Origin of the sequence: Burkholderia guangdongensis (assembly GCF_013403875.1) — a bacterium.
In the GTDB taxonomy this organism is placed as follows: Bacteria; Pseudomonadota; Gammaproteobacteria; order Burkholderiales; family Burkholderiaceae; genus Burkholderia; species Burkholderia guangdongensis.
Genome location: NZ_JACBNX010000013.1, coordinates 132,349 through 150,235, shown reverse-complemented (window position 1 = coordinate 150,235; position 17,887 = coordinate 132,349). Strand labels below are relative to the sequence as shown.

Annotated in this window: 17 protein-coding genes; 9 read left to right on the top strand and 8 right to left on the bottom strand. The window is 64.9% G+C overall.

Annotated features, from left to right (window positions below):
• Positions 1–41: 41 nt before the first annotated feature.
• From aqpZ to HZI36_RS14350, 4 genes are all read left to right on the top strand, one after another.
• On the top strand, positions 42–746 hold the full coding sequence (gene aqpZ, locus HZI36_RS14365) for an aquaporin Z (protein ID WP_179403306.1): 705 nt from the start codon (positions 42–44) through the stop codon (positions 744–746).
• Positions 747–873: 127 nt separating this feature from the next.
• Positions 874–1,311, top strand: a complete 438-nt coding sequence (locus tag HZI36_RS14360) for a nuclear transport factor 2 family protein (protein WP_179403305.1) — start codon at positions 874–876, stop codon at positions 1,309–1,311.
• 75 nt (positions 1,312–1,386) lie between these two features.
• Complete coding sequence (locus tag HZI36_RS14355; protein WP_179403304.1) at positions 1,387–2,397, top strand: NAD(P)H-dependent flavin oxidoreductase; 1,011 nt, start codon at positions 1,387–1,389, stop codon at positions 2,395–2,397.
• 49 nt (positions 2,398–2,446) lie between these two features.
• Entirely contained in the window at positions 2,447–3,955 is a 1,509-nt protein-coding gene (locus tag HZI36_RS14350; RefSeq protein WP_179403303.1) for an AMP-binding protein, read from the top strand.
• On the opposite strand, the gene HZI36_RS14345 is transcribed toward HZI36_RS14350, so the two are convergent.
• On the bottom strand, positions 3,948–4,736 hold the full coding sequence (locus tag HZI36_RS14345) for a TetR/AcrR family transcriptional regulator (protein ID WP_246327077.1): 789 nt from the start codon (positions 4,734–4,736) through the stop codon (positions 3,948–3,950). The two genes, HZI36_RS14350 and HZI36_RS14345, sit on opposite strands and share 8 nt — an antisense overlap.
• 239 nt (positions 4,737–4,975) lie before the next feature.
• Between HZI36_RS14345 and HZI36_RS27015 the strand changes: the two genes are divergently transcribed.
• From HZI36_RS27015 to HZI36_RS14335, 3 genes are all read left to right on the top strand, one after another.
• On the top strand, positions 4,976–5,203 hold the full coding sequence (locus HZI36_RS27015; RefSeq protein WP_246327083.1) for a hypothetical protein: 228 nt from the start codon (positions 4,976–4,978) through the stop codon (positions 5,201–5,203).
• A gap of 136 nt (positions 5,204–5,339) precedes the next feature.
• Positions 5,340–6,125, top strand: coding sequence for a gamma-glutamyl-gamma-aminobutyrate hydrolase family protein (locus HZI36_RS14340; RefSeq protein ID WP_179403302.1), 786 nt, complete (start codon positions 5,340–5,342; stop codon positions 6,123–6,125).
• A gap of 50 nt (positions 6,126–6,175) precedes the next feature.
• Complete coding sequence (locus HZI36_RS14335; RefSeq protein ID WP_179403301.1) at positions 6,176–7,294, top strand: polyamine ABC transporter substrate-binding protein; 1,119 nt, start codon at positions 6,176–6,178, stop codon at positions 7,292–7,294.
• A 134-nt stretch (positions 7,295–7,428) separates the two neighbouring features.
• Here the strand turns inward: HZI36_RS14335 and HZI36_RS14330 are convergent, their stop codons facing one another.
• From HZI36_RS14330 to HZI36_RS14300, 7 genes are all read right to left on the bottom strand, one after another.
• On the bottom strand, positions 7,429–7,752 hold the full coding sequence (locus HZI36_RS14330) for a DNA-binding protein (RefSeq protein ID WP_179403300.1): 324 nt from the start codon (positions 7,750–7,752) through the stop codon (positions 7,429–7,431).
• 346 nt (positions 7,753–8,098) lie between these two features.
• Positions 8,099–9,340 carry a cystathionine gamma-synthase family protein gene (locus tag HZI36_RS14325; RefSeq protein ID WP_179403299.1) on the bottom strand — a complete coding sequence of 414 codons (1,242 nt, stop codon included), beginning with the start codon at positions 9,338–9,340 and terminating at the stop codon, positions 8,099–8,101.
• Positions 9,341–9,450: 110 nt separating this feature from the next.
• Positions 9,451–10,023 (bottom strand): cytochrome b, encoded by a 573-nt coding sequence (locus tag HZI36_RS14320; RefSeq protein WP_343050182.1) that lies wholly within the window; start codon positions 10,021–10,023, stop codon positions 9,451–9,453.
• 253 nt (positions 10,024–10,276) lie between these two features.
• Positions 10,277–11,407 carry a porin gene (locus tag HZI36_RS14315; protein WP_179403297.1) on the bottom strand — a complete coding sequence of 377 codons (1,131 nt, stop codon included), beginning with the start codon at positions 11,405–11,407 and terminating at the stop codon, positions 10,277–10,279.
• Positions 11,408–11,531: 124 nt separating this feature from the next.
• Positions 11,532–13,127 carry a GMC family oxidoreductase gene (locus HZI36_RS14310; RefSeq protein ID WP_179403296.1) on the bottom strand — a complete coding sequence of 532 codons (1,596 nt, stop codon included), beginning with the start codon at positions 13,125–13,127 and terminating at the stop codon, positions 11,532–11,534.
• A gap of 3 nt (positions 13,128–13,130) precedes the next feature.
• Positions 13,131–14,615 (bottom strand): APC family permease, encoded by a 1,485-nt coding sequence (locus tag HZI36_RS14305; RefSeq protein WP_179403295.1) that lies wholly within the window; start codon positions 14,613–14,615, stop codon positions 13,131–13,133.
• A gap of 328 nt (positions 14,616–14,943) precedes the next feature.
• Complete coding sequence (locus tag HZI36_RS14300; RefSeq protein WP_179403294.1) at positions 14,944–15,705, bottom strand: DeoR/GlpR family DNA-binding transcription regulator; 762 nt, start codon at positions 15,703–15,705, stop codon at positions 14,944–14,946.
• Positions 15,706–15,932: 227 nt separating this feature from the next.
• Here HZI36_RS14300 and HZI36_RS14295 point away from each other — a divergent pair, with 227 nt between their 5' ends.
• A complete protein-coding gene (locus HZI36_RS14295) occupies positions 15,933–16,970 on the top strand; it encodes an SIS domain-containing protein (RefSeq protein ID WP_218883910.1) in 1,038 nt (345 codons plus the stop codon).
• Positions 16,967–17,887 carry an ROK family protein gene (locus HZI36_RS14290; protein WP_179403293.1) on the top strand — a complete coding sequence of 307 codons (921 nt, stop codon included), beginning with the start codon at positions 16,967–16,969 and terminating at the stop codon, positions 17,885–17,887. The genes HZI36_RS14295 and HZI36_RS14290 overlap by 4 nt, the downstream gene beginning before the upstream one ends.

Genomic DNA, 17,887 nt, shown 5'->3' with positions numbered 1-17,887 from the left:
CGACGTTCCCCTTTCGTTCTCTCTATCAGGCGTCCAACACGATGAAACTATCTCAGCGTCTTGCAGCGGAAGCATTCGGTACGTTCTGGCTAGTGCTCGGCGGCTGCGGCAGCGCCGTGCTCGCGGCGGCGTTTCCCGGTCTCGGCATCGGCTTCGCGGGCGTCGCGCTCGCGTTCGGCCTGACGGTGCTGACGATGGCCTTCGCGATCGGCCACGTGTCGGGATGCCATCTGAATCCGGCCGTCAGCGTCGGCCTCACCGTCGCCGGGCGCTTTCCGGCGCGCGATCTCGTGCCGTATATCGTCGCGCAGGTCGTCGGCGCGACGCTCGGCGCGTTCGTGCTGTATGTGATCGCGACCGGCAAACCGGGTTTCGACGTCGTCGGCAGCGGCTTCGCGACGAACGGCTACGCCGATCGTTCGCCCGGCCACTACTCGCTCGCGGCGGCGCTCGTCTGCGAGGTGGTGATGACGGGCTTCTTCCTGTTCGTGATCCTCGGCGCGACCGACAAGCGCGCGCCGGCCGGCTTCGCGCCGATCGCGATCGGGCTGTGCCTGACGCTGATCCACCTGATCTCGATTCCGGTGACGAACACGTCGGTCAATCCCGCGCGCTCGACGGGGCCCGCGCTGTTCGTCGGCGGCGACGCGATCGGGCAGCTGTGGCTGTTCTGGGTCGCGCCGCTCGTCGGCGCCGTGATCGCGGGCATCGTCTATCCGCTCGTCGCGGGGCGCGACGACCGCTGACGCGGGGCAAAAAACCTCCTTGCACCACCGGGCATCGCCTGCTAAAGTCCACAACTATTCAGTGCATAGTTTGGTGTGTGGGCGGCACGGCGCCATGTCGGCGCCGGCCCGATCCAAGGAGACAAGTATGGAAGTGAAGCATCTGTCGGAGGCGGCCCAGCGCACGCTGGCGACCTGGCACGACCTCCTCGAGCGCAACGCCATGGAGGAGCTGGACCCGCTGCTGTCCGACCGGATCGTGTTCCGCTCGCCGGTGGCCCACACGCCTTATCCCGGCAAGACCGCGATCAAGCTGGTGCTGAAGACCGTCAACACCGTATTCAAGGACTTCCGTTACGACCGCACCTTCGTCAGCGACGACGGGCGAAGCATCGTGCTGGAATTCAGCGCCACCGTGAACGGCAAGGCCCTGAAGGGCATCGACATGCTGCGCCTGGATGCGCAAGGCAAGATCGAGGAATTTGAAGTCATGGTGCGTCCCATGAGTGGCCTGCAGGCACTCGCTGCCGAAATGGGTGCGCGGCTCGCCGCCTCCCATGCGCTGCTGACCGGCAAAGACGCCTGACCTGCTTCCCGGCGGCGTGCGCCGATGCGCGCGGCTGCCCGTTTGTCCCCCCTCTTTATTCCGCTGGAGATCGAGATGTCCCTCCCCGCCATCCTGGAAGGCCGCCTGTCGCTGCCGGTCGTCTGCTCGCCGCTGTTCATCATTTCCAATCCCGACCTGGTGATCGCCCAATGCAAGGCCGGCGTGGTCGGCTCCTTCCCCGCCCTCAATGCGCGCCCGGCACCCGTGCTCGAAGAGTGGCTGGACCGCATCACCACCGAGCTCGCCGAGCACAATGCCAGACACCCCGACCGCCCGGCGGCGCCGTTCGCGGTCAACCAGATCGTGCACAAGTCGAACGACCGCCTGGAGCACGACCTCGACATGTGCGCCAAGTACAAGGTACCCATCACCATCACGTCGCTCGGCGCGCGCGAGGACGTGAACCGCTCGGTGCATGCGTACGGCGGCATCGTGCTGCACGACGTCATCGACAACCGCTTCGCCAGAAAGGCCATCGAAAAAGGGGCGGACGGCCTGATCGCGGTGGCGGCCGGCGCCGGCGGCCATGCCGGCACACTCTCGCCGTTCGTGCTGATCCATGAGATCCGCGAATGGTTCGATGGCCCGCTGCTGCTGTCCGGCGCCATCAGCAACGGCAACGCCGTCCTGGCGGCCCAGGCCGCGGGCGCCGATCTCGCCTATGTCGGCTCCGCCTTTATCGCGACGGCGGAAGCCAACGCGCACGAGAGCTACAAGCAGATGATCACCGAGAGCACCGCGTCGGACATCGTCTACACCAATCTGTTCACCGGGGTGCACGGCAATTACCTGCGCCAGAGCATCGTCAACGCCGGCCTCGATCCCGACGCGCTGCCGGTATCGGATCCGTCGAAGATGAACTTCGGGTCCGGCGGGACCACCAAGGCCAAGGCCTGGCGCGACATCTGGGGCGCCGGCCAGGGGATCGGCGCGATCAAGCGCGTGGTGCCCGCCGCGGAACTCGTCGAGCGCTTCGCCAGCGAATATCACGCGGCGCGCCAGCGCGTGAACCTGGCCCCGTGGGCCACGGCCGGCAAGGACAGTACCGTTGCCGCCAGCGCCTGATCCGCGCCACGGCCATCCAGCAGCGCATCGCGCGACATCAGGAGACACGATGGTTCCGAGCATATGGTTTGAAGGACGGCAGTATCCGGCCGACTGGATGCAGGCAGAGATCCAGCGGATCCTTGCCGGACTGAACGGCCTGCAACGCAAGGAAGGCGACACGGTTGCCGCCATGCTGCGCAACAGCCCCGAGTACGTCGCGCTGGTGCTGGCCTGCCGCCAGGCCGGCCTGTACCTGGTATCGATCAACTGGCACTTCAAGGCACTGGAGGCCGAACATATCGTCACGGACAGCGGCGCGCGCACGCTGTTCGTCGACGCGGACCTGCTCGGCCAGATCCGCGACGCGATTCCCGAAGGCGTCGACGTCGTCGCGCTGGCGCGCGGCGACGCCACCGTGGCGGACCGTCAGGTGCACCACTGGACGGATTTCGGCAGCGGCCTGCCGCCGATGCCGCCGCGCGCCGGCATGCAGCACGGCGCCATCACCTATACCTCCGGCACCACCGGCAAACCCAAGGGCGTTCGCCGCATTCCGTGGTCTCCCGACGAGCAGGCGATCATGCAGCCGCGCCTGCAGCGCGTCACCCATATCGTGTACGGAACCGGCACCGATGTGACGGCCTACCTGTCGGCGCCGATCTACCATAGTGCGGTGATGACCTATCTGTCGCACTTCTGCCAGCTCGGCGCCACCCTGGTGCTGGAGCCGCGCTTTGATCCGATGCGCACGCTGGATCTGCTGGCGCGGCACCGCGTCACGCATGCGTACCTCGTCCCCACCATGTATCAGCGGCTGCTGGCGGTGGACCCCGCGGTCCGCGCCCGCCACGATCTGTCCGCGTTGCGGCAGGTCGCCTCGACCGGCTCGCCCTGCCCCATCCCGCTCAAGCAGGCCATGATCGACTGGCTCGGCCCCATCGTCACCGAGGCCTACGGCTCGAGCGAGGCGGGCTACACGACCTTCATCGACTCCGCCGACTGGCTGCGCCACCCGGGCTCGGCGGGCCGCCGGTTGCCCGATGCCGAAGTCCGTATCCTCGACGAAGACGGCAATGCACTGCCCACGCGGGAGATCGGCCTGATCTATGTGCGCCAGCACGCGGTGCCCGACTTTACCTATATCAACCGGCCCGATGCGCGCGCCGCGGCCGAGCGCGAAGGCCTGGTCACGCTGGGCGACATGGGCTATTTGGACGAGGATGGCTTTCTCTATATCTGCGACCGGAAGGCGGATATGGTGATCTCGGGCGGGGTGAACATCTATCCGGCCGAAATCGAATCAGTACTGCTGACCATGCCCGGCATCGAGGATTGCGCGGTCTTCGGCATTCCCGACGCGGAGTTCGGCGAGGGGTTGGCCGCTGCAGTCCAGCCGCGCGCCGGCAGCCGGATCGAGGCCGATGCCGTGCAGGCATTCCTGCGCGAGCGCATCGCCAACTACAAGGTGCCTCGCCTGGTCGAGATCCACGCGGCGTTGCCGCGCGAGGATAGCGGCAAGATCTTCAAGCGGCGGCTGCGCGAGCCGCATTGGCAGGGCCAGACGCGCGTCATCTGACGACCAGCGCGGAGAGGCAAAACTGGACGACGATGTCGGCCAGTTTCTCCGCGGTGGGATTCTGGGTCGACGAGATGGAGACCTTGCGGCGATCCAGCGTCAGCACCGCGAGGCCGTGTGTGGCGGCCCAGATCGCGAACGCGAGTTCCTCCTCACTCAGCACCGAGACGTCCGCGCCTTTCAGGCAGGGGGCGATCGCGCGCCTGAGCATATGAAAGGAAGCCGAACCCGCTTCCACCAGTTCCGGATACTGCTCGCGGTGCTTGATCTCGGGCCCGAACATCAGGTGAAAGCGCGCCGGATGCGCCTGCGCGAATTCGACATAGGCCAGCATGACCGAGCGCAGGCGGCCGGCCGCGTCGTCCGGGTCGACCTCTTCCAGTCGCGCGCGGCGGACGCTCACCAGATCGCGAAAGGCCTGGGCCGCGATGGCCGCCAGCAATCCATTCCGGTCCTGGAAGTGATGAGCCGGCGCCCCCGGCGAGACCCCGGCGAGCTTGGCGGCCGTGCGCATGCTCATGCCCGCGATCCCTTCGGTGTCCAGCAGATGCGTTCCCCACGCAATCAACGAAGCGCGCAGATCGCCGTGGTGCCATTGCCCCTCCGGCTTGATGGTCCCGCCCGCCATACCTTCGGACACTTTGCGCTTCGGCGGCCGCGCGTCTGGTTCGGATGCTGATCTGGTCATGGGCTGCAGTGTATCAGGGCAGTCCGGAAAGCCCGGCTGGACGCGGCTCGCCAGTTCGGCAGGTAGCGCGGCGCCAGCGTTGAATATTCTCATCACTTCACCGCGACAATGAACAGGGAAACCGCCACACATCAGACGAATCCGGTCTGATCGACGACCGATTCGGTCGCGCGTGATTGCCGCGCACCATCCTAGGGAAAATACCGACGCACGCTTACACGAAAATGTTTGACGCCGCCGATGGCCGGTATATGCTGGCGCTTCGGTCGATACGAACCTTTCAGCGCGGGTCGCAGGCATCGCGCGGCGACGCTGGAAGACGCCGTTCGGTGATGCCGATCGCATCGCGCCGGCGACTCGATGCGTTAAACGCATACTGCGTTCGAACGGCCGAGTGTTCAATACATTCAACAAATCAGTCAAGTGCCATCGTGAGAATCCGAGGTTCTCTGCCGGTCCACATCATGCTGTCCCGTCGCGCCGTCCGGCGCCACAACGCGATCTCCGCGCGCGCCTTCGTCGCCGTTCACACCGACGAAGTCGCATCGCTGCTGCCTTAGCTCCCCCTTTCTCGTCTCCGTCGCCGTTTCGCCTGCGCGAGCGGCAACGGCCGATGCGCGTCCGCGCCCATGCGCCGAGCGGCGCGCGTTCATTCGGCATGCCGTGCGCCACGTCTTTCCTGACCCACTTTGCACCATGAAACAGAGACCGCTCGTCGGCATCACCGCCGACCTTACGCAAATCGATGCTTACCGCTCGCACACGTGCGGCGAAAAATACGTGACCGCGATCGCCGAGAGCGCGAACGCATTCGCGGTGGTGCTCCCCGCGCTCGGCGAACGACAATCGATCGCCGACGTGCTCGGCACGGTCGACGGGCTGCTGTTTACCGGCAGCTATTCGAACGTCGAACCGCACCACTACGGCGGCGCGCCGAGCGCACCGGGCACCGCGCACGATGCCGCGCGCGATGCGACGACGCTGCCGCTGCTGCGTGCGGCGATCGCGGCCGGCGTGCCCGTGCTCGCGATCTGCCGCGGCTTCCAGGAGCTGAACGTCGCGTGCGGCGGCACGCTGCATCAGCGCGTGCACGAAACGCCGGGCTTCGACGATCACCGCGAAGACGAAGACGCGCCGCCCGACGAGCAATTCGCACTCGCGCATACGGTCCGCGTGACGCCGGGCGGCGTGCTGCACCGGCTCGCGGACGGGCGCGACGAAGTGCGCGTGAACTCGCTGCATCACCAGGGCATCGAGCGCCTCGGCGCGCAGCTCGCGATCGAGGCGCGCGCGCCGGACGGTCTCGTCGAAGCGGTCAGCGTGATCGACGCGCCGGCGTTCGCGCTCGGCGTGCAGTGGCATCCCGAATGGCATCACGCGCAGGATCCGCTGTCGATCGCGATCTTCCGCGCATTCGGCGATGCATGCCGCGGCCGCCAGCGCGCGCGGATCGCGGAAGCGGCCCGCGCCGCGCTCGCGTGAGCGGTCCCATCCACGCCTCTATCTATTTACCCACGGAGATGACTTCCACGATGCGTACTCGCCCCCTTCGCCACGCCCTCTCCCTTGCCGCGCTCGCGTCGATCGCCGGCGTCGCGTTCGTCGCCAGCTCGCCGGCCGATGCCGCCGGCGAGCTGAACGTCTACAACTGGTCCGACTACATCGCGAAGGACACGATCCCGAACTTCCAGAAGCAGACGGGCGTCCACGTCCGCTACGACAATTACGACAACGACGACACGCTGCAGGCGAAGCTGCTGACCGGCCACTCCGGCTACGACATCGTCGTGCCGACGTCGAACTACATGGCCAGGCAGATTCAGGCGAGCGTCTATCAGAAGCTCGACAAGTCGAAGCTGCCGAACCTCGCGAACCTCGATCCGGTGCTGATGAAGATGGTCGCCGATGCCGATCCGGGCAACCAGTACGGCGTGCCGTGGGCATACGGCACCGACGGCATCGGCTACAACGTGCAGAAAGTCAAGGCGGCGCTCGGCGACAAGGCGCCGGTCGACAGCTGGGCGCTCGTGTTCGATCCGGCCAACATGGCGAAGCTGAAGACGTGCGGCGTGTCGTTCCTCGATCAGGCCGTCGACGTGTTCGCGGCGACGCTGCAGTACATGGGCAAGGATCCGAACAGCACGAACCCGGCCGACTACCAGGCCGCGTTCGACGTGCTGAAGAAAGTCCGCCCGTACATCACGCAGTTCAACTCGTCCGGCTACATCAACGATCTCGCGAACGGCGACCTCTGCGTCGCGATCGGCTACTCGGGCGACGTCGGCATCGCGCATCGCCGCACGGCCGAAGCGAAGCGCGCGTACGACATCCGGTTCAACAATCCGAAGGAAGGCGGCCTGCTGTGGTTCGACATGATGGTGGTGCCGAAGGACGCACCGCATCCCGAGGCCGCGCTGCAGTGGATCAACTACATTCAGGATCCGAAGGTCAATGCGGCGATCACGAACGCGGTGTTCTACCCGACCGCGAACAAGGCCGCCCGGCAATTCGTCAGTCCCGCGATCGCGCACGATCCGACCGTCTATCCGACCGACGACGTACTGAGGAAGATGACGTTGCTGAAGCCGCTGTCGCCGGACATCCGCCGGCTCGAAAACCGTCTGTGGTCGCAGTTGAAGACCGGACGTTGAGCGGCATGCGGACGGAACAGATCGACGCCGGCGACGGCAAATGATGCAAAAACGAAACCCACCGGGCGATGCGCCGCGGTGGGTTTTTCGTGCTTCCCGGTGTTTCGTCTGCTTTACGTCTGCTATGGGCGCGATCAGTCCGGATACGCGTCGTCGACCTTGATGCGCGTGAGCTTGAAGATCGTCCGCAGCGTACGCGGATTGATTTCCCGCTGCGCCGCGAGCGACGACATGATGAATTCGAGCACCTTCGAGTATCGGAGCAGCAGCAGCGTGCTGGCGACGTCCGCGGCGTTCTCGCGCAGGCGCTCGGCGAGCTTCGTCATTTCGATCGACAGATCGCGCGCCATGTCGAGCTCCATCTGCTGCTTCTCGCCCCAGACCGGCTGCGGCTGGTTGAGCAGCTTGCTCAGGAACGCCTGGAATTGCGCATCGATCTGATTCGGGACCGCAGCCATGTTTTGCTCCATTCCGGGGGGCGAGCGGTGTGCTGAATGCGCTCGGGCGGTTGCTCGTGTCCGCACCGTCGGGTGGGTGCGGAGGCTCGTGTGAGCTGGAGCAGGAACCGTACCAGCGGGCCGCAGGCGACGCGGCGAAACATCGGGGGAAAGTGCGGCGACGGCCGCTCAGGCCCGTCCGCAGGCGGGTTGGAGGGAGTGGGAGACTTGCGTTATCGATACGCTTCGCCAAGAACGTCGCGCGACGATACGCGGTGATACGCAGTAAACGGCGAAATGATTCATCGATGTAACGTAACGCGAGGCCGGTGCGCCGGCCTCGCTCGCGATCACGACGACCGGAACGTTACGCGGCAAGCTTCAGCGCTTGCGAGAAGTCCGCGATCAGGTCGTCGATATCCTCGATGCCCGCCGACAGCCGCAGCATGCCGTCGGAAATGCCCATCGCCTTGCGCGTTTCCGGGCCGGCTTCGAAAAAGATCGTCGGTGCAACGGGAATGATCAGCGTGCGCGTGTCGCCGAGGCCGGTCGCCTTGATCGGCAGCTCGAGCGCGTTGACGACGTCGATCATGCGCTCCGCGTTGAGCAATTCGAACGACAGCAACCACGACGCGCCCTTGAACAGCGCTTGCGCGATCTCGTATTGCGGATGGCTCTTCAGGCCGGGATAGAACACCTTGCCGACGGCCGGGTGTCCTTCCAGAAACTGCGCGAGCGCGAGCGCGTTGTCGCTGCTCTGCTTCACGCGCAGCGCGAGCGTTTCCGCGCCCATCGCGATGGAATGCGCCTGCTCGGACGACAATGCCGCGCCCATGTCGCGCAGGCCCTTCTTGCGGATCTGCAGCAGCCCCTGCTCCTTCGCCGTCGAACGCCGATAGTCATCGGCGATGTTCGGGTACGCGCTCCAGTCGAACAGGCCCGTATCCGTCACCGCGCCGCCGAGCGCGGCGCCATGGCCCGCGATCGTCTTCGTCAGCGAGTTGATGACGAGGCTCGCGCCCACCGCCTTCGGCTTGAACAACGCGGGTGACGTAATCGTGTTGTCGACGACATACGCGATGCCGCGCTCGCGGCACACGTCGCCGATGGGCTGCAAGTCGGGAATCTGCGTGCCCGGATTGGCGATGGTTTCGACGAACACCATCCGCGTATTCGGCCGGATCGCGCGCTTCACGTCCTCGACGTCGCCTGCATCGACGGTCGTGACGTCGACACCGAGCGTGCGCAGCGTGCCGAACAGGCTGTTGGTGTTGCCGAACACGTAACGGCTCGAGACGAGATGATCGCCCGCGCGCAACAGCGTGAGAAACGTCGCCGTGATCGCGGCCATGCCGGTGCCGAAGCAGATCGTGCCGACACCGCCTTCCAGGCTCGTGATCTTGCGCTCGAGCGCGGCCGTGGTGGGCGTGCCCTGCCGCGCGTAATTGAAGCCGCCCTTCTTCGTGCCCTGGAACACGCCGATCAGATCCTCGACGCGCTCGAAACCATATTGCACGGACGTATGAATCGGCTGGCGCACGTCGCCGTGCTCGGTGCCCGCGATTCTGTCGCCGTGAACGATGCCCGTGGTGAAACCTTGCTTGTCCATCCGCTCTCCGCTTCTCAAGTCGATTGCTTCCGCTCGATTATCTCCGGGAATCCGGGGTCCGCGAAAGTTTCAGCACCGCATCCCGTCATGCGCCACGGCCGATCGCGTGGTCAACGATCCAGTCTCGACGATCGTCTCACGGATAACCAGCCTGGCAGCATCGACGCGAGGACATCGTCTTCGAGCACGAAATGATGGTACAGGCCGGCGAGCGCGTGAAGTCCGGCGAGCCACATGATCGCGTCGCCCAGCCAGCCGTGAACCGATGCGATGGCGGCGCCCACGTCATGCGAAGGCGCGACGGGAGAGCCGATTTGAATGCCGGCGACCAGCGTCAGAGGATGCCCTTCGAGCCACGCGCCGGCAATCGCCGTCAGCGGCAGCGCCAGAAGAAGCATATAGAGCGCCCACTGGACGACCGTCGCGGCGACGGTCATCCATTTCGAGGTCAGCGGCGCGACCGGTCGCGCATCGACCGCCCGCCATAGCAAGCGCATGGCGGTGCTCGCGAATACGCACAATCCCAGGGTTTCGTGGATTTGCCGCCCCACCTCGTGCCCGGACGCGTAGACGCGCTGTTCAGGTCCACCCGGGCCGTAGATGAACGCCGCCAGCACAAGCATGGCGACCAGCCAGTGAAAGAATTGGGCGACAGGCCCGTAGCGGTCAACAGAGGATTTCACCGTCCCCCCAATCATTTCCCGCGCGCTTGCATACGAAATGCTTTCGCGGAACCACCCTGCTTGCGTTACCTGAGCGACCAGATTCCCCAGAGGGCAATCAACAAGCCCAGGCCGAATCCCACGCCCAAAATGATATACGTTTCCATTTCATGCCTTCAGAAAGTCAGTACGGGACGCGATGCGTCGAGTCCGCGAATACTACTCCTGGCAGCTTTCAGTACGCATTCCGGCGCAAAGTGGTACCGCGACGAAGTCAGAATTTCTGGCGAAGTCCCACGATGGCGAGCGCCTGAGAATTTCTTCCCGCATCGATGTCGTACGATCCGACCACCGCCTGCGCGGCCCCCTGCCCGTTCTGGCCACTCGCATGGGTGTAACCCGCCATTGCATAGACGTCCGTGCGCTTGGACAGCGAGTAGTCGACGCCCAGATTGAACTGATGGTATTTCGCGGACGAATCGCCGCTCGAGGCGGTGTAGTTGTATCCCGCGATCGCCTGCACCGCCGGCGTGATCTGCCAGAGCGCGAACAGCGACGCGTTGTTGAACTTCTCCGACCGGTTGAACGAAGAAGACGCATCCGCCGCGTATTCGGTGAAGCTGTATGCCGCGCCGGTCGTGACGGGTCCCAACACGACCTGCCCGCCCGCACGGGCGATCGTGACGGATCTCGCCGTCGCATAGGCGGCATTGACCGAACTGTTGAACAGCGAATCGGCCGCCGACGTGCCGCGGGCCGATGCTGCGGCATTCCCGTTGTCCAGGTGCGTGACGCCCGCCCCGAGCGACAGCGGACCGTTGACATAGCCGAGCGCGCCGGAATACGCCGCGCCGGATCCGGTCGCGCCGGCCACCCCGCCAAACGCGTACATGAGCTCGCCAGTGAATCCGGCCCAGGTCGGGCTGACCCATTTCACCGCATTGTTGAAGCGCGCGCTGTCGTCATAGTTGTCGAAGTCGCCCGGCGGCGCGAACGTGCCGCTGAACTGATCGCCGGTCAGCGGCTGAACCACGTCGGTGACGGGATCGTACTGCCGCCCCAGCGTGAGCGTGCCGATGCGCGCGCCGGTCACGCCGACGAACGCCTGCCGGCCGAACATGCGGCCGCTCGGCTGAAGCTGGCCGGATCCCATGTCGAAGCCGTTTTCCAGCGTGAAGACCGCCGCGAGCCCGCCCCCAAGATCCTCCTGCCCCTTCAGCCCCCACTCCGAGCCGGACAGGTTGCTGCTCGAAAACCTGATCTGCGTGCTCGCGCCGCCGCTATTGTGGACATAGGCCACGCCGGCGTCGACGATGCCGTACAGCGTGACGGAACTCTGCGCGTGCGCGTGCAGTGCCCATCCGCACAGCCCGACCGACATCATGGAAATAGCGAGTTTCTTCATCTTGACCACCCCTTGTTTGTTTGGATAACTAATCAACTTCCGTGCCCCGGGAGGATTCATTCATTCTTGTGACCGCATGCCGGCGCATTATGATCCGGCTCGTTCGTCACGAGCCGGATCGCGGTTATATCGTCATCGTCGCGGCGATCTTCTCCGCTGCCATGATGATCGGTGCATTGATGTTCGCCGACGGCACGCGAGGCAGGATCGATCCATCGACGATGCGCAACCGGTCGAGCTCGTGCACGCGCCCCACGTCGTCGGTGACGGCGCGTTCGTCGGCGCCCATCCGGCAGGTGCTGGTCGGATGATGCTCGGTGTTGGCGACGGTCTTGAGCCACGCCGCGATGTCCGCATCGGAGTCGTTCAGCGATGGGGTATCGACCGCCTCACCGCGATATCGCGCCCATGCGGGCTGGGCGACCATGTCGAGCGTCTTGCGGATGCCGTCGACCATTTCCGCGGTGTCCCGCCCGTCGGTGAGATAGTTGAAACGGATCATCGGCTTGTGAGCGGGATTCGCGGACTTCAACGACACGCTGCCGCGGCTATAGGGCCGCATCTGGCTCACGAAATATTGGAAGCCGTCGGATATCGTCACCTTGCCGGACTGAAAATCGGCGAGAAACGGCAGGAACTCGTGCTGCATGTTGAAGTAATCGACGGCATCGCTGCTCTTGAAAAACGCGCCGACTTCAAAGAAGTTGGTCGCGCCGAGCCCGGTCTTGAACAACGACCATTCGATACCGAGCTTCACGCGGCCGAGCGTGCTCAGCTGGCGGCAGATCGATACGCCCTCGGACGAACGGAATCGCAACGGCGCGACCACGTGATCCTGAAGATCGGCGCCGACGCCCGGCAAATGCACGCGAGACGCGATCCCGTGCTCGCCGAGGTGTGCGCGGTCGCCGATGCCCGAGAGCATCAACAGGTGCGGCGAACCGATCGTCCCGGCACACAGGACGACTTCGCGAGCCGCGCGAATCTGCATCTTCCCGCCCTGCCGGGAAAGGCTGACGCCCGTCGCGACGCGACCTTCGAACGTGATGTTCTCGACAAGGCAATTCGTCATCACCGTCAGGTTCGGGCGTTTCAGCGCCGGGCTCAGGTAAGCGAGGCTCGTGCTGCACCGCACGCCGTCCCGAATCGTGGCCTGGGTGACGTGCACGCCTTCCTGATCGCCGCTGTTGTAGTCGCCCGCATCACGCAGCCCGAATTCCGCGCCCGCGCGCAAGAACGACCGGTACAGCGGATGGTCGGCCTGACTGCGCACCACCGACAACGGCCCCGTGCCGCCACGACGGGGATCGCGCCCGCCTTCGAAGCTCTCCATCTTGCGGAAGAACGGCAGGCACGCGTCGAAATCCCAGCCTTTCACGCCGAGATCGCGCCATGCGTCGTAGTCCTTCTCGCTGCCCCGCACGTACACCATCCCGTTGATCGACGAGCTGCCGCCGAGACAACGCCCTCGCGCCTGGCCGATCACGCGCCCATGCAGTTCCGGCTCCGGCTCGCTTTCGAATTTCCAGTTGAAGACATCGCTTTCGATCGGGAACGTCAGCGCGGCCGGCATCCGGATGAAAATGCTTTTGTCGCTCGGGCCGGCCTCGATCAGACACACTTCGACCGCGGGGTCTTCCGTCAGCCGGTTCGCCAGCACGCAGCCGGCGGAGCCCGCACCAACGATCACGTAATCAAACTCTCGAGTTCTGTTGCTCATGTTTCAATCGGCAAGCATGCCGTCCTGATGGCGAATCGCCGAAGGTTCCGTATGCGTCGCCTGCGTGCCACTGTCGACGACATATCGGGACAGCGTGCGCCAGGTGGTCCGCCCGCTGCGCTCGAGACGCCACAGCATCAGCAGCCCGATGACCAGCAGGATGCCGAACACGATCGGCGCATAGCTGACCGGCGGATCCGGCAGCGGCACGAGCGAGTAGTACAGCACGTAGCCGAGCGCGACGGTCGAGATGACCGGAAAGACGAGATGAATCAGCACGTTCAGTTCACGACGGGCGGTCGTCAGGAAAAACTTCGCGACACCGATATTGCCCATCAGGTACACATACACGTAGATGATCGTCGCCAGCGTGCCCAGCATGAAGAACGATTGATCGGGCTGAATCAGCGAACCGCCCACCACGCCGACGATCATGGCCAGAACCGTCTGGGCGATGACCGCCGTGTGCGGCGTGCGATGCACCGGGTGGATACGGTTCAGCCAGGCCGGCATGGCTTCCGCCCGTGCCATCGCATACCAGTTGCGCGTCGAGTCGACCGTGCAGGCGATGCAGACCGCGATCCCCGAATTCAGCAGCGCCAGCAACACCAGCAGCCAGCCATGGCCCCACAGCCGATGCGCGACGATGAAGGCCGGATTCTCCTTTGCGTTCGCCAGCGCGTCGAGATGCTGGGTACCCCAGCCGATCTGAATGCCCCACGCGCAGAACACGTAGTAGATGCCGAGCAGGATGATCGAACCGATGATGGCCTGCGGAATGACCTTGCGCGGATTGCGCGCCTCTTCCGCGACCGCCGCCGCGCCTTCCCATCCCGTGAACGCGAAGATCGACAGCACGACGGCCAGGAAGAATCCGTGCGACGTGGTGCTGCTGGCCGGGTTGAAACCGGCAACCGTGATCCCGCCGGGGCCGGGGGAAAGCAATCCGGACAACGCGAGCGCGGCGACGATCAGCATCTCGACGATCGACAGCACCGTGAGCATCTTGCCCGACGTCCTGATGCCCTTGTAACCCGTATAGCCGACGATCAGCAGGATGACGCAGGTGATCGCCTGCCACGGCACATTGATGCCATAGTTCTGGCTCAATTCGGTCTGCAGCACATAGCCGGTGTACGACGCGAGCCCGCCGGGGATCAGCGCGACGATCCACGAGTACAGCCAGCCGACCATGAACCCGCTGCGCGGCCCGACGGTCGCGCTCACATACGTGTAGAAGCCGCCCGCCGACGGCAGATGCTTGCCGAGCTGGGCCAGCGATATCGCGACCACGAGGCCGATGATGAAGGCCGCGATGTAGGTCGACGGCGCGCCGAGGCCGGCTTGCTGCGTATTGAAAGCGATGGTCGTCAACACGCCGACCGCGGGTGCGATCTGCGCGATGCTCTGCATCAGAACGGTCGGCAGCCCGACGGAATTACGCTGAAGGCCGCGCGCGCCCCCCGAATCCGGATAGTCCCTGCTCATCGATATCTCCTCACTCTACGGGTCATGAGGCCGCGGTTCGCCCGCTCACGCCTCAAATTGTGAGCGAAGTATCAATGCACGAAAACGTGCAGTCAAGTCTCAAATACGTGCATCACCGGGAAATCCGGTGATCCGCGCGGACGATCCGGACCATGCCACCCGCACCGGAAGAAGGATTCCCGCATGCGCTCGGGAGCGCGGAAGCCAATATCGGCATGGCATGCGGGGCGGCCCGCGCCGCCCGGAAGATGTGTGCGGGAAGGCTATCGCCCAGCCGCCTAGGGATTTACACGGATGCCCGGTTTCGTGCACCGTCGACGCCGGCGATTCACGCCTCCACGATCAGCAGCTTGTCGCCATACTTGCTTTCGTTCTTGATCGGTCGGCGATTGTCGGTGATGACGCGCTCGATCGCGCTCAGCGCGCAGACATGGGACAGTGCCTGATAGCCGACTTTGGAGCTGTCCGCCAGCACGACCGTGCGTTCGGCGGCGGCGATCATCGATTGCTTGACCGGAATCTCGACCGTATTGATGTTCGTGATACCGCCTTGAAAATGCACGCCTTCCGCGCCGAGAAAGGCCCAGTCCACGTGGAGATGCTCGAACTTGCGGGTCGTGTCCGGGCCGACGAGCGTATAGACGTTGTTCAGCATCACGCCGCCCGCGACATGCAGCGTGATGCTGGGGTGTTGCGACAGCTGCATCGCGGTCATCAGGTCGTTGGTGATGACCGTGATGTTCTTGCGCGCCTTCAGCGCCACCGCCAGCTGAAACACCGTCGAACCGTTGTCCAGGATGATCGACTGGCCATCCTCGATGTCGCGCAGGGCCGCGAGCGCGATCGCCGTTTTCTCCTGGACATTCAGGTTCCGGCGCACGTTGTACGGCGTGTCGCCCGACGCCGCATCCTGCGCGGGCAGCAGGCCGCCGTGCGTCCGGATGATCTTGCCGGTCTTCTCGAGGATCGACAGATCCCGCCGGATCGTCGAGCCGTCCACCAGGAACATTTCCGACAGCTCGTTGGCGTTGATGTAGCCACGCCCCCTCAAAAGCTCAACAATCTGTGTGCGTCGCTGTGTTGCGGTCATTTGTCTTATGAAAAAATTGCTGCATGTATGCGGAGAATGCCATGGCTGCACGCTATCGGGCGATGCCGGTCAGTGGGCCGACGTTACCACACGATCACGGGCAAAGCCGATAGGCGGAGCGGACGGACGCGCATCCTGCCCGCACGCCTACTCTCGAATTCGTGCATTGACTGCACGTTTTCGTGCAGTTACCATGCACGTATCCAATTCATACCGGGAGTTCCGCCGTGTCTTCGCCTATCCAGCCGAGCCCTTACGAGCAAGATATTGACGATCAACTGACCGCGCTCGCCGATCAGCTCGCGCACCCGCTGCCCGCGGCGCTGCATGAGCTCGATCTGTCCCGCTACGAGCGGATCGTGCTGACCGGTATGGGCTCGTCGGATTTCGCGACGATTCCGATCGAGCGCGACCTGGCTTCGCGCGGCTACCCGGTGTGGCGTGTCGACGCCGGCAGCCTGCTCGATTTTCCGCAACTGATCAACAGCAAGACACTGCTGTGGATGACGTCGCAATCCGGCATGAGCGGCGAGATCGTGACGCTGCTCGATCAGCTCGATGGCGCGCGCCGGCCGGCCACGATCATCGGCGTGACCAACGACGAGCAGAGCGTGCTCGCGAAACGGTGCGACATCCTGATTGCGCTGAAGAGCGGCCAGGAAGCGACGGTCAGCTCCAAGAGCTACGTCAATACGCTCGTTGCGCAATACCGCGTGCTGTTCGCGCTGTTGCGACGCGATGAGGCGTCGCTCGTCTCGACGTTGCGCGAGCTCGGCGGCGAATTCGCGGCGCTGATCGACGACCGCCGCGCGGCGCAGTCGATTACCGGCCGCGCGTTCGAGCATGGCGAGCCGCGCGTTGCGCTCGTCGGCATCGGCGCCGACGGCGCGACCGCGATGACCGGCTCGCTGATCCTCAAGGAGGCCTGCAAGGTCATGGCCGAAGGCTACCTCGGCGGCGAGTTCCGGCACGGTCCGCTCGAAACGTCCGGCCCGGGGATGATCGCGCTGCTGATCGGCGACGGCACGGACGTCACGCTCGAAGCGCTTGCCGCGGAACTGGTGTCGAACGGCACGGAAGTCGTCACGATCGGCCCGAAAGCGTACGCGGGCAGCCGGCACCTGCCGACCGGAACGCATCCCGAAGTGGCGCGCCTCATTGCCGGCATTCTCTACGTGCAGCACTTCACGGTCACGATCGCCCGCGCGAAAGGACTGGTGCCGGGCGAGTTTCTTTACGGCAGAAAGGTCACGGTGACGCTATGAGCAGCCGAGCGGAAAACGGCGTGCGCGCCGGCATCGACCTCGGCGGCACCGGTGTGCGGATCGTCGTCGCTGATCAGGGCGCGGAACTGGCGTCGCGCACCCTGCCGACCGCGCTGTTCAGTTCGATCGCGCAGGAAGACAGGACGCTCGAACTCGCGAACGCCGTCCGGCAGATGGTGCCGGACGGTAGGACGCTGCTGTCGCTCGGCATCGGCGCGAGCGGGCCGGTCGATTCGACGCGTGGCGTGATCGAAAACACCGACACGCTGCCGGCGTTTTCGCACTTTCCGCTCGTCAGCGAGATGTCCCGGCTGCTCGAGGTGCCCGTCGTCATCGACAACGACGCGGTCGTGGCGGCGATCGGAGAGTTTCATCTTGGCGCCGGCGCCGGCAGCAGGCGCATGCTGATGGTGACGCTCGGCACCGGCGTCGGCGTGTCCCTTCTGATCGACGGGCAACCGTTCAGGGCTGCCAATGGAACACACCCGGAAGGCGGCCATATTCCGGTGTTCGGCAATGCGATTCGTTGCTATTGCGGGCTGCAGGGGTGCTGGGAAAGTCTCGCGTCGCGAAGCTGGCTTCAGCAGGAACTGCTGAAGGTGCTGCCCGACGTCGCGTACGCGAGCCACGATCTGCCCTTCTTCCAGGAGCAGTGCCAGCGCAATCCGCCCCTTCAGGCGCTGTTCCACCGGTACGGCCGATATGTCGGACGCGGGCTCGGCACGCTGATCATGCTGTATGGCCCCGACGTCACCGTCCTCAGCGGCAGCGCCGCCCGCCTCTATCCGCTGTACCGGCAAGGCGTCGAGGAGTCGCTCGACCGGTCGGCCGGTTTCGCGGTGAACAGGAACATCGTTCAGTCATCGCTTGGCGACGCCGCGGGCGCAATCGGCGCCGCATTGCTTGCCGCTGCTTGA